Genomic DNA, 11,990 nt, shown 5'->3' on the forward strand with positions numbered 1-11,990 from the left:
ATTCACAAATCGGGGATGCGTTTCAAATGTTGATTGATCTTCATTGCACCAATTAATGAAGGGGATCGCGTATGGATCCGTTTCAAACAAAGGGGATAATTCTATATGGAACACTTAGAGAAAATTAAGTATCAGAAATTCATCTGGCCGATCGCTATTGCGTTGATTATCTGGCTGTGTACCCCGTTTAAGCCCGCGGGCATTCCAGTTGCCGGCTGGCACATGTTAGCTATTTTTGTTGGAACCATCATTGGGTGTATTACCCAGCCAATGCCAATTGGCGCGGTTGCGCTGCTTGGCTTTACCATCACCGTTACCCTGGGCTTAGTCGATATGGATAACGCCGCAATGGGATTTGGTAACCCAACCGTTTGGATGATCGCCATGGCGTACTTCCTGTCGCGGGGCTTCATTAAGACCGGGTTTGGTCGCAGAGTTGCGTTACTGTTTGTCCGGCTGTTTGGTAAGAAATCGTTGGGGCTGGCCTATTCGCTGATTGCCGTTGATTTGGTAACCGCACCAGCTACCCCAAGTAACACCGCTCGTTCAGGCGGAATTGTTTACCCAATCATCGATTCACTGGCTCACACCTATGGATCGGATCCTAAGGACGGGACCGCTCGTAAAATGGGGGCCTTCTTGGTCTTCGAAGAGTTTCACGGCGACATCATCACCAGTGGTTTGTTCATGACCGCAATGGCGCCTAACCTGGTTGCCGTTGCCCTTGCTAAAGCCCTGCACGTCACCATTCCGTGGATGACCTGGTTTATCGCTGGCTTAGTACCTGCTATTATTTCGTTAATTTGTGTCCCGTGGCTCATTTACAAGATGTACCCGCCTGAGATTAAGGAAACGCCGAACGCGAAGGAATGGGCGGACACCGAATTGGATAAAATGGGTAAGTTCTCGTTACCTGAAAAAATGATGGCCGGCGTGTTTGTCTTTGCGCTGGTTATGTGGATGATTTCCAGCTTCATCGGAATGGATGCCGCCTTGGTTGCATTCATGGCCGTTTCACTGCTACTGCTCACCGGGGTGTTATCGATTCAGGATATCCTAAAGGAAACCGGTGCTTGGAACACGCTGCTATGGTTCTCAGTGTTGATCTTCATGGCGACAGAATTGAATACTCTGGGCGTTATTCCGTGGTTATCGGAGACCATCAAGACTTCCGTTTCCGGCATTAGCTGGATTTGGGTGCTGTTGATTCTGGTACTGGTTTACTTCTATTCTCACTACCTGTTTGCCAGCGGGACCGCCCACGTGACCGCAATGTATTCGGCACTACTGGGCGTTGCGATTTCTGCCGGCGCACCTGCCGTTATGGCAGCCATCGTGCTCGGTTTTACAGGGGCGATCTTTGGGTCAACCACTCACTTTGCTAACGGTCCGGCAACCGTGTTATTTGGTTCCGGTTACGTCAAACAATCTGATTGGTGGCGCATGAACTTCATTCTGGGGCTTTTCTACATCGTTGTTTGGATTGGCATCGGTGCGCTTTGGATGAAAGTGATTGGACTGTGGTAAGTTCAGAGTGGTCCGAAAAGCGGTTAGCTTCCATAATATAAAAGCGTCAGCCGAATATCCTGGTCTTGGATGGTTGGCTGACGCCCTTATATGGCCGGAAGCTGCTTTACGTGCCACGTTTCAGCAATGTCATATTAGGATTCTTAAGGAGGGATAACGATCAAATTTCAAACCAGTGATCACGTCGTTCTCGACTACACAGATGAGGGGCAAGGCCAAGCGGTTTTGCTCCTTTCTGGGATTGGGGCGGTTAAAGAAGTCTTTGGCGCCATCATTCCAAGGTTAGTTGAGAATGGCTACCGGGTCATTAATCTTGACGCGCGCAACCAGGGAGCTTCCGAACACACTGTCAGGGGGCGGCGGATGAGTCGCCATGCGCTGGACGTTGCCGAACTGCTGGGTGACCTTGACGTTGATCACGTGATTGGCATTGGCAGTTCGATGGGGGCAGCCACCCTGTTTGCATACGGATCGCTATTTGGTGCGGGCCGGTTTGCTAAATTAGTTGACGTTGACCAGACACCCAAAATGATCGGTGACGACACCTGGCAGTATGGATTTGAATCGTTAACCTGGGACAGTTTTCCGACCAGCCTCAAGTTTCCCATGGGCAAGGCCGCTGTCCACAAGATTAGCGACGGCGTTTTCAGTCAAATGAAGGCGGCGGCCAAAGCTCATCCATATGATGGTCAGCTTAACTATCCGTTGCTGGTGGACCACACGTTTCAGGATTGGCGGGATATTGTGGCGGCACTGGGAATTCCACTGCTGGTGGTTGCTGGCAAGCAGTCGCCGTACTTTAATCCGGAGTTTGCCGCAGTGACCGCCCGGATGGCCAAACACGGGATCGCCAAAGTGATTGACCACAGTGGGCACTTAATCATGGCCGAGCAACCCGAGGCATTTTATGAGGCGTTCCAAAAGTTCATGCGAAAATGAGCACCAAAAAAGGACCGTCGAAACGATCCCGGGGTTACGCATTGATTCAATTTAGATTAGCCACCCATTTCCAACAGGACCCGGTTGGCAACGCCCTCATTGGTAATCACGTCAGTAAGCAGCTCGCCTCGCAAGGCGCCTAACAGGGCCCGGGCTTTGAATTTGCTCTTCACAATGCCGACGCGGCGGGTGGTTGCCAGCACCGTGTCGATGGGGATGCCAAAGGTTTTGTCATTTTTGATGTTTAGAATGGTGCCGTTAATGTCGTACGGTCGCCCATAGAGCATGCCAGCCACCCGATCAAGCGTTACTCCGTCAAAAATTTCGGATTGATGCTGCTTCCAGACTGGAATCGTGTCAATCGAAGCCAACGTGCCAAAGCCGGTAAATAGCAGGTCCATTTTCGAAGCGGTGCTAAATGCCGGGACCAGGGCCGGTTCATGTTGGAGCTCGGCCCTGGCAGAATCACTGAGAATGTACAGCGGTGCCGGCATGGTCTGGTAAGGCGCGCCAAATTTCGAAGCGGCTTTTTCGACTAAGGGTGTGGCGCCGGACAATGATGTGTACTTGAGGTTATTGCCGACAAATTGTGAAAAGGTGATGTCGTCTCGAACTTCCGCCTGAAAGTGAGAAATGACACTGAGCACTGTGTCACCCCAAGTGAGGCCGATAATCCGGCTTTGACGAATAAGATCCTGAATTTCGGCCGAGGCGTACTCGATGATGTTTTCATTATCGTCGTTGGGCGTGTCAGAGGATTTAAGGATGAAAGCGTTACGAAGGTGAAAGGCCTTTTTGAAGCGCACCTCCAAGTCGAAGTTACGGCTGATTGGCGTGGCAATGTTGATTTTGACCAATCCAGTTGCCAAGGCTTCATCTAAGTATTTGGTGATGAGGTAGCGACTGAGCTGGTACTTCTTGGAGAGATCGGTAACGGTTTGTTTTGACAGGTAGTAGTCCTGGGCGATATTGGCCAGGAGTTCCTGATGTTTGACATCGTTCATGGGTGGGTTCCTTTCAATGGTGAAGCTTTAGAAATATTATAGCATAGGTTTTTGCAAATGAAGAATTCCTTTTCAAATTCAAAATTATCGCGGCTTGAGTTTTAACAAATTTAAAATAATCCATAGGTATTTGATAAATGTTAAAAGACGCGTTATTCTATTTAGTGAGTAATGAAACCAGATAAAATCACGCAGAAATAATGATAATGAAAGCAGAATTTGGATTGGGAGACGACCTATAATGACTGAGCAAGATGATGTTTTAAAGCTTCATGAACGGCATACCGGCGTATTGAACATTGCGTCTGAGTTGCCGGTTGATGACCGTAAGGATTTAGCAAGGGCCTACACGCCTGGTGTGGCAATTCTCTCTAAACTGATTGCCAGTCATCCAGAGTTGAAGGATCGCTACACGATGAGTGGCAAGCTGGTTGCCCTGATTACCGACGGGTCGGCCGTTCTGGGACTTGGTAACATTGGCCCGGCTGGGGGCTTGCCGGTAATTGAGGGCAAGGCCTTGCTGTATAAGGACTTGGCCGGCGTTAACGCGGTGCCGATCTCAGTCAATCAAGCAAGTGTTGATGAAACCGTTCGGACAATCAAAAACATTGCCGGTTCCTTTGCCGGGATCCATTTGGAAGACATTGCGGCGCCGCGGTGCTTCGAAATTGAAGACCGGCTGGCTCAGCAATTAGATATTCCCGTCTACCATGACGATCAGGAAGGCACGGCAATCGTTGTTTTGGCTGGTTTAATCAATGCGGCCAAGGTGGTTGGTAAATCACTGAATTCCTTGAAGGTCGTCATCAACGGCGTTGGAGCTTCCGGGCTTGCGACTGCCAAGCTTTTGTATCACGTTGGGATTACTCATCTGACGCTTGTGGATAAGAATGGTGTCATTACCAAGAATGACGGGCGCTACAATCGTTATCAGCGGGAATTTGCCGCCAAGCTTGGTCAGGATGACAGTTTTAAGAACCGTCAGTTATCAGATGTTATCAGGGGAAAAGATGCCTTCATTGGGTTGTCCACTGCCAACTTGATGACTGCTGAAGACGTCGGGCGAATGGCTGATGCGCCGATTATCTTTGCCCTGGCCAACCCGATTCCTGAAATTGATCCGGAAATTGCTAACAACGCTAAAGCGGCCGTGATTGCTACCGGATCGTCTCAGTACCCCAATCAGGTTAACAACATTCTGGTGTTTCCAGGATTGTTCAAGGGTCTGCTGTCCGCTGGCATTAAGCACGTTGGTTACGGCTTGCAGGCAGCGGTATCAAATGCCCTGGCTAGCATGATTGTCAACCCGACAGCTGAAGAAATTGTTCCCGGCGTCTTTGATGAAGGCGTCGTTAAAACCGTTACCAATGCGTTATTGGCGTACGCCGGGAAGGCGAGCAAGGCATTAGTAACCGATTAGTGGAGGATCATTGATCAATGTATGAATCAATTGTTGATTTAAATTTAAATGATGCCAAGGTTCGCACCAAGTGGCAGGCGTTCTTGAAGTCGCTGGGAATCGCGAACTTTAGCGATCGCGAAGTCGATAAGATCGACTTTACGATCGGCATTTATAACGGCGACGAACTGGTTGCCACCGGTTCAGCGGCCGGCAACGTTCTGAAATACGTTGGCGTCTGCAACAAAGGCGTCACCACCGGCAGTCGGTTCAACGCAATTGTCGGCGAACTGGTTAATCGCCTGTTTCAGCAGCAGGTCTTTCACATCTTCGTATTCACCAAGAAAAAGTATTCTGAAAGCTTTCAACACATTGGCTTTGAACAGCTTGGGGACACGGACGTCGCGGCCTTTCTTGAAATGGGCGGCCCGAACATTCACGACTACTTGAACGATCTGCTGAAAGTGCCCAATCAGCAGTACCAGCAAATCGGCGCCGTGGTGATGAATGCCAACCCGTTTACTCTCGGCCATCGCTACCTGGTTGAGAAGGCCGCTAAGGAAAACGACTTCGTGTACGTTTTTGTGGTCAGTGCGAACACATCGCTGTTTAGTGCTGATGAACGGCTTCAACTTGTCCGTGAAGGGCTCAGTGATTTGGATAACGTTGTCGTGGTGGCTGGTGGCGACTACATGGTCAGTTACGCCACGTTTCCGGCCTATTTTTTGCCGGACAATGTCACAGCGACTGATTACCAAACGGCACTGGATGCCCGCGTGTTCAAAATCCAGATTGCCCCAGCCCTGCACATTACGACCCGCTACGTGGGCAGCGAGCCGTTATCCAAGACAACCAACCAGTATAATCAGGCGCTAAAGCGGGAACTACCGCCAGACGTTCAGGTCGTTGAAGTTCCCAGAAAACAGGACCAAACGGGGGCTGTCATTACCGCCACCCGGGTGAGAAAAGCCATTAAGGCCGGTGATCTTTCAAATATTATTGAATCGCTGCCCAGTTCGACTTATGATTTTATTAAGGAGAACTTACATGAGCTTCAAGCACGCATTACGAAAGGAATGACTATTGATGGAAATTAAGCAGACCGCAATTGCGGGAACTTTGGAATCGTCAGATATTCAAATCATGCTGTCAAAGGGTCAATCTGGTATTCAGATTGACCTTGAATCTGATGTTAAAAAACAGTTTGGTGATCAAATTAACGCGGTGATTACCGAAACCCTGAAAAAATTTGGGATTGATCACGTGAAGGTGAAGGCCCTTGATAAAGGGGCCTTGGACTGTGTGATTAAGGCAAGAACGATCGCCGCTGCGCAACGTGCGTTAAAGACAGCTGACCAGCCGGCATGGGAGGTACTGTAAAATGGCCGAAACAAAGGAACGATTACGACGGACAATGATGTTTGTGCCCGGCAACAACCCCGCAATGGTCAAGGATGCCGGCATCTATGGTGCTGATTCGATTATGTTTGACCTCGAAGATGCCGTATCGATGGCGGAGAAGGATGCTGCCAGGGATTTAGTTTACGAAGCCTTGCAAACCCAAGACTATGGTGACGCCGAATTGGTTGTTCGAATTAACGGTGACGACACGCCATACTACCATAACGATATCAAAGCAATGGTAAAGGCTGGCATTGACGTGATTCGGTTACCGAAGACTGAAACGGCCGATATGATCAAAACCCTTGAAAAGGATGTCCTAGCTGCTGAAAAAGAATTCGGCAGAAAAGAAGGCGCTACTCATTTAATGGCCGCCATTGAAAGTGCCAAGGGCGTTTTGAATGCCCCAGCCATTGCGGCCGCATCTGATCGGATGATCGGCATCGCCCTGTCTGCTGAAGATTACACCACCGATATGAAGACCCACCGTTATCCTGATGGTGCCGAATTACAGTTTGCTCGCAACATGGTCCTTCATGCCGCCCGGGCTGCCGGGATTGCGGCGTTTGATACCGTCTTTACCAACATGGATGACACCGAAGGCTTTTACCGTGAGACCAACTACATCCACCAACTTGGGTTTGACGGCAAGTCCCTGGTTAACCCGCGGCAGATTGCGATGGTTAATAAAGTTTACGAACCAACCGAAAAAGAAGTTGAAAATGCCAAGAATGTCATTAATGCAATTAAAGAAGCCCGAATGAAGGGATCTGGAGTGATTTCAATGAACGGTCAAATGGTTGATCGACCAGTGGTTCTCCGAGCTCAGCGGGTTATGATGCTTGCCAAGGCGTCTCACTTAGTTGATGAGGAGGGAAACTACATTGAAAAATAGTGTTGGTCGGAAATTACCAGATGATTTGATGAAACAGCTAAATTACGAAGGCTTTAAGAGCACTGAAATTGGGAAGCCGCAAGTACAACGAGTGGCGCCAAAGGTTCATGTCTCCACTGGTGACGATAAGTTGGTGGACTCCATTGAAGACGTTGTTAAAAAGACGGTTAAAGACGGGATGACGATTTCATTTCACCACCACTTCCGAAACGGGGACTTTGTGTTTAACAAAGTCATGCGCGTGATTATTGATCAGGGGATTAAGAATCTGACACTGGCACCTTCTTCATTGACGGGGGTCATGAATGATATCGTGATTGAGGCCATTAAGAAGGGCACCATCACCAACATTACCAGTTCCGGGATGCGCGGCTCACTGGGCGACTTTGTTTCCCACGGCGGCCTGAAGAATCCGGTGATTTTTCGTTCTCATGGGAACCGGGCTCGGGCAATCGAACACGGCGATATCAAGATTGACGTCGCCTTCTTGGGCGTGCCTAACGCTGATAAATTAGGAAATGCCAATGGGATGCAGGGCGACGCTGTCTTTGGCTCATTGGGGTATGCTTTAATGGACGCTCAGTATGCCGACAACGTCGTTTTACTGACGGACAACATCATGCCGTATCCCAATACGCCGGCCTCTATCAAGCAAACACAGGTGGATTACGTCGTGAAGGTTGACAAGGTAGGCGATCCGGACAAGATTGGTTCCGGTGCTACCCGGTTCACCAAGGATCCTAAGGAATTGAAGATTGCGGCGATGGTTAACGATGTGATTGTTCACTCACCGTACTTCAAGGATGGCTTTTCGTTTCAGACCGGTTCAGGCGGCGCCGCACTGGCCGTTACCCGCTACTTACGGCAAGCGATGATTGATAACCAGATCAAGGCATCGTTCGCCTTAGGGGGCATCACAAAGCCAACCACTGATTTGCTTGAAGAGGGCTTGGTCCGCCGCGTCATGGACGTTCAGGATTTTGACAAGGGTGCTGCTGCTTCAATGCACACCAACCCGAACCAGCAGGAAATCGATGCGTCATGGTACGCTGATCCTGATAATAAAGGGGCCATGGTGGATCAGCTGGACATTGTCATTTTAAGTGCGTTGGAAATTGATACAGACTTTAATGTCAATGTCATGACCGGTTCAGATGGTGTGATCCGGGGCGCTGTTGGCGGACACCAGGACGCTGCGACTGCCAAATTAACGATTATTTCCGCACCGCTTGTTCGGGGCCGAATTGCGACGGTGGTGCCTAAGGTGACGACGAACGTGACCCCGGGTGATTCTGTGGACGTTCTGGTGACCGAATACGGTATTGCGATCAATCCAAAGCGCAAGGACTTGCAGAAGGCTTTCGCTAACCTGCCAGGAGTTCCGGTTTACACGATCGAAGAATTGCAGCAGATGGCTGAAAAGAAAGTCGGCAAGCCAAAGCCCCTGGAATTTACGGACCGGACCGTGGCTTTGGTTGAGTATCGGGATGGTAGTATTATTGATGCGATTAATGAGGTAAAGGATTAGAGTGCTCCGACGGCTCAGGCGCTAACGTCTAAAGATAAAATGCCAAGAATCCAGGACTGGGATTTATGACATTTCACCCTTAGACACCGCACCTACCGAGCCTTGTCGCACTCTGATTCATAAGCCCACTGCTGCATTCTTGGCACGCAGGGGCTTTTACATACATAAGGGAGGGAGGTTTGATGACTAAATTGTTTGAAACCGGTGAGCCACAAGATATCACTGCTGTGTTAGAAAGTAAGGATGCCCGGGTGGCTTTCCAGAAGAAATTGGTGACGGACTATCCAGATGACAGTATTTTAGCCGTCAAGTTGAACATTCCCGGCCCAATTAAGAATAACGATCAGCTCCATCGGGGGTTCAATCACGGCTTATTAAGTCTGATCCAATTGCTTCAGGCGACCAATGCCGCTGTAAAATTAGTGGCTCAGTGGGATAAACCCACTGGTAATGAGGCTTTTTTGACGGTTTCCGGGGCCCTTGAAACGGTAAAGCGGCAAGCGGTGGCCTTTGAAGATCAAGATGCGTTTGGCCGGCTATTTGATGTGGACGTCTTCGGTCATGGCCAATCGACGGCGTTGTCGCGGACAAAGCTTGGGTTGCCGGTTCGCAAGTGCTTTATTTGTGGGCGGCCGGCAAAGGCATGTGCCCGGTCTCGACGACATTCGATCAGCGAATTGCAGGTCAAAATTAGTCAAGTGTTTGACCAAGAATTTAAGGGTGAGGCGGGAGTGGTTAATGACGATTAGTGAAACAACCCACGCAAGGCAACTGGTTTCGACGGCGCTGGCGGCAATGCTCTACGAAGTTTCTGTGAATCCCAAGCCCGGATTAGTTGATCCGGTGGACGCCGGGCCCCATCCTGATATGAATGTATTTATGTTTATCGACTCGGCGGTGAGTCTGCGGCGCTACTTTGATGAATGCGTGGCCGCTGGCGAACAGTTTACTGGTGGATTAACCGCGTTGCCGGACCTCTTTCAAACGATTCGGCCAGCTGGAATTGAAGCAGAGAAGGATATGTTTGGCGCAACCCATGGCGTGAATACGCACAAGGGCGCAATATTTTCACTGGGCATTATGCTGACAGCGGCGGCCTTTCAGGATCGTCATCCAAAAGTGGTTCCCACGGGGAATGCTGGTCTTATGCAGGTGATTCAAAAAATGTTGGCGGCACTGATCGATCATGATTTAGCCAATGGGGACATGCACGACGTTCGCAACTTAACCGCCGGGGAGTATCAGTACGTGAAGTACGGCTTTTTGGGAATCCGGGGCGAAGCGGCTGCCGGCTTTCCGGTGGTCATGAACCATGCCTACCCATTCTTAGCAAGACGTACGGGAAGTATAAACGAACGGTTATTAGATACCCTGTTGCATATTTTGTTATATGCGGATGACTCGAATTTGATTAAACGCTCTGGTAATCCCGATATTTTGTTGCGGGTGCGTCAATGGGTAACCCGATTTTTTGAATTAGGCGGCAGTCAGACTGCTGAGGGGGTTTCGTTTCTCCAAAAGTTGAATCAGAAATTTAAACAGGAGAATTTAAGCCTCGGGGGGTCTGCTGATCTGTTAATTTTAACGATCTTTTTGGCCCTCCGAAATGGCATTATTCGTAGTGATCAAAATACCAATTAACGACTTTTTTCACGACACTATTTGTTCAGCTATTAACAATCGATGGTATAATCAAAGATGAATAGTAAAGTGAAAAGAGGTGGCCAACTTGAATAGAAACACGCACCGGATCAGTTTTCCGGACCTTCATTGCGGCTTTGATTTTTTAGCGGCTGGTGAACATCGGGTTAAACAGAAACAACTGCTCACTTTCAAACGAAATGCTCATTTTCGAATTGGGGTTCTGTTAAGCGGCAGGGCCCATGTGGACATCGCAAACGGTCACTTCAGATTGGAAAAGGGTGACGTGTTAGCACTGCCACCCAACTTGGACTTTAATGCCCGATCTGATGAGGATGTGACATATTTTAGCTTCGATTTAGCGGTGGATGATCCCAAGCTGCAATTGTTTTTAAGCCAAAACCTGATTTACGTATATCCTCGAGAAACCGCATTAGCGCGATTGGTTACGCCCCATTTAACCAGGCTAATTGAAATTAACGGCGAAAATCATCAAGATTTCGAATTAACGTTGTCCATTCAGGTAGTCGTCAGCCAAATGATGTTAGCAATTCACGATGTGATTACGCAGCTGCACGACAACAGTAAGTTTGCCCAGCACGAAATTTCGGGTCTAGAATTTTTGGTGTTGGAAAGTATTTCCATTCCAAAAGTACTAGGCCCTTTTTGATAACAAAAAAAGCATCTAAGCCTCCCTAGTGCTATGCTTTAAGCGACGAAACTCAAGATAAGCGGGGTATGAATAGATGTCTCAACTAGATAATACACTTAAATTACTGGGAATTACAGACACAAACATTCAGGTGTTCGGTACTCGTGAGGAATAAGCTTACATCCACATATTTCTATTTCGTGTCCGGATTTACTTTTTGGGAGAGTGTTTGAACGGCTTGATATTTTTGTTGGGGGCATCCTTCCTTTCGATTTCCTGAAGTTTTTTTAGAATAGCTGCCTCAGTTGAAACATATTCCAATCGTGCCTTCAGACGCTTAATCTCCAAGTCCTTCTTTTCCAATTCAGAAAGATGACCATTATCTTCTTTAGCTTTTCCACGACGATCAGCTAATCCGTCCGCACCATCTTTTTCATATTTGTTAACCCAGCTATAGACCTGGCCATACGAAACTTCAAAATGATTGGCGGCTTCGGTGTAATGCTTTTCGTGGGCAATTGTCCATTCCGCAATCTCAATTCGTTCAAGCTTGGTGGTTTTTCGTCCATTCTTCAATCGGGGTCTCCTCCTAGTAGAACTAGAATCTAGTAATTTCCCACTAGTATACCGAGAAACCCATTGGGAGATAACCCCAACGTTTGAAACTTCGTATTTTCTTGTTAATTCTGAATACGATGTATCTCCGGCCAGATATTCCTGAATGACGCCAAGTTTGAATTCTTTTGAATATTGTTGCTTTGTGGTTCTTTTAAGACCATCAACTCCTCTAATCTGATACCTTTCTAACCACTGTTTTACTTGGTCGTGCTTAACCCCATATTGACTTTCTATTTGATGAGGGTTTGCGGTTCCGTCTTGAAGTAAACCAATGTAGAAGAGCTTTTCCTCTAAGGTATATCTAGACCCTTTTCGGCCCATACAAAAACTCCTTCCTAGGTAAGCAAGCTTTAATTATTTGCTTGTCTACTCAAGAAGGAGTATAG

At 48.3% G+C, this 11,990-nt stretch carries 12 protein-coding genes; 10 read left to right on the forward strand and 2 right to left on the reverse strand.

Annotated elements, in window-relative coordinates; translation table 11 throughout:
• Positions 1-105 precede the first annotated feature (105 nt).
• The gene (locus LKE01_RS08395) at positions 106-1,527 is read left to right on the forward strand and encodes an anion permease (protein ID WP_056981648.1); all 1,422 of its coding nucleotides are present in this window, start codon (positions 106-108) and stop codon (positions 1,525-1,527) included.
• A 159-nt stretch (positions 1,528-1,686) separates the two neighbouring features.
• On the forward strand, positions 1,687-2,466 hold the full coding sequence (locus LKE01_RS08400) for an alpha/beta fold hydrolase (RefSeq protein ID WP_054769396.1): 780 nt from the start codon (positions 1,687-1,689) through the stop codon (positions 2,464-2,466).
• 56 nt (positions 2,467-2,522) lie between these two features.
• Here the strand turns inward: LKE01_RS08400 and LKE01_RS08405 are convergent, their stop codons facing one another.
• On the reverse strand, positions 2,523-3,470 hold the full coding sequence (locus tag LKE01_RS08405; RefSeq protein WP_054769395.1) for a sugar-binding transcriptional regulator: 948 nt from the start codon (positions 3,468-3,470) through the stop codon (positions 2,523-2,525).
• A 241-nt stretch (positions 3,471-3,711) separates the two neighbouring features.
• Between LKE01_RS08405 and LKE01_RS08410 the strand changes: the two genes are divergently transcribed.
• The 8 genes from LKE01_RS08410 to LKE01_RS08440 all read left to right on the forward strand — a co-directional run bounded on the left by LKE01_RS08410 (position 3,712) and on the right by LKE01_RS08440 (position 11,004).
• Entirely contained in the window at positions 3,712-4,890 is a 1,179-nt protein-coding gene (locus LKE01_RS08410) for an NAD(P)-dependent malic enzyme (RefSeq protein ID WP_056981650.1), read from the forward strand.
• 17 nt (positions 4,891-4,907) lie between these two features.
• Complete coding sequence (citC, locus tag LKE01_RS08415) at positions 4,908-5,966, forward strand: [citrate (pro-3S)-lyase] ligase (RefSeq protein ID WP_056981652.1); 1,059 nt, start codon at positions 4,908-4,910, stop codon at positions 5,964-5,966.
• Entirely contained in the window at positions 5,956-6,249 is a 294-nt protein-coding gene (citD, locus tag LKE01_RS08420; protein WP_056981654.1) for a citrate lyase acyl carrier protein, read from the forward strand. Before citC ends, citD begins: the two co-directional genes overlap by 11 nt.
• 1 nt (position 6,250) lies before the next feature.
• Positions 6,251-7,165, forward strand: coding sequence for a citrate (pro-3S)-lyase subunit beta (citE, locus tag LKE01_RS08425; RefSeq protein ID WP_054769394.1), 915 nt, complete (start codon positions 6,251-6,253; stop codon positions 7,163-7,165).
• Positions 7,155-8,693, forward strand: coding sequence for a citrate lyase subunit alpha (gene citF / locus LKE01_RS08430; RefSeq protein WP_054769393.1), 1,539 nt, complete (start codon positions 7,155-7,157; stop codon positions 8,691-8,693). The genes citE and citF overlap by 11 nt, the downstream gene beginning before the upstream one ends.
• 182 nt (positions 8,694-8,875) lie before the next feature.
• The gene (citX, locus tag LKE01_RS12050) at positions 8,876-9,442 is read left to right on the forward strand and encodes a citrate lyase holo-[acyl-carrier protein] synthase (RefSeq protein ID WP_056981657.1); all 567 of its coding nucleotides are present in this window, start codon (positions 8,876-8,878) and stop codon (positions 9,440-9,442) included.
• On the forward strand, positions 9,432-10,334 hold the full coding sequence (locus LKE01_RS12055; protein ID WP_056981659.1) for a triphosphoribosyl-dephospho-CoA synthase: 903 nt from the start codon (positions 9,432-9,434) through the stop codon (positions 10,332-10,334). The genes citX and LKE01_RS12055 overlap by 11 nt, the downstream gene beginning before the upstream one ends.
• Positions 10,335-10,422: 88 nt before the next feature.
• A complete protein-coding gene (locus LKE01_RS08440; protein ID WP_056981661.1) occupies positions 10,423-11,004 on the forward strand; it encodes a cupin domain-containing protein in 582 nt (193 codons plus the stop codon).
• 192 nt (positions 11,005-11,196) lie between these two features.
• Here the strand turns inward: LKE01_RS08440 and LKE01_RS08445 are convergent, their stop codons facing one another.
• Positions 11,197-11,925: a helix-turn-helix domain-containing protein gene (locus LKE01_RS08445; RefSeq protein ID WP_056981663.1), complete on the reverse strand. Its 729-nt coding sequence runs from the start codon at positions 11,923-11,925 to the stop codon at positions 11,197-11,199.
• Between the last annotated feature and the right edge of the window lie 65 nt (positions 11,926-11,990).

It is taken from the genome of Lentilactobacillus kefiri (assembly GCF_007989105.1).
Taxonomy (GTDB): domain Bacteria; phylum Bacillota; class Bacilli; order Lactobacillales; family Lactobacillaceae; genus Lentilactobacillus; species Lentilactobacillus kefiri.

Excerpts from the sequence above, each read along its gene's own strand:
- LKE01_RS08395 (WP_056981648.1), top strand. The coding sequence starts at position 106 with ATGGAACACTTAGAGAAAATTAAGTATCAGAAATTCATCTGGCCGATC.
- LKE01_RS08405 (WP_054769395.1), bottom strand. The coding sequence starts at position 3,470 with ATGAACGATGTCAAACATCAGGAACTCCTGGCCAATATCGCCCAGGAC.
- LKE01_RS08410 (WP_056981650.1), top strand. The coding sequence starts at position 3,712 with ATGACTGAGCAAGATGATGTTTTAAAGCTTCATGAACGGCATACCGGC.
- citC (WP_056981652.1), top strand. The coding sequence starts at position 4,908 with ATGTATGAATCAATTGTTGATTTAAATTTAAATGATGCCAAGGTTCGC.
- citD (WP_056981654.1), top strand. The coding sequence starts at position 5,956 with ATGGAAATTAAGCAGACCGCAATTGCGGGAACTTTGGAATCGTCAGAT.
- citE (WP_054769394.1), top strand. The coding sequence starts at position 6,251 with ATGGCCGAAACAAAGGAACGATTACGACGGACAATGATGTTTGTGCCC.
- citX (WP_056981657.1), top strand. The coding sequence starts at position 8,876 with ATGACTAAATTGTTTGAAACCGGTGAGCCACAAGATATCACTGCTGTG.
- LKE01_RS12055 (WP_056981659.1), top strand. The coding sequence starts at position 9,432 with ATGACGATTAGTGAAACAACCCACGCAAGGCAACTGGTTTCGACGGCG.
- LKE01_RS08445 (WP_056981663.1), bottom strand. The coding sequence starts at position 11,925 with ATGGGCCGAAAAGGGTCTAGATATACCTTAGAGGAAAAGCTCTTCTAC.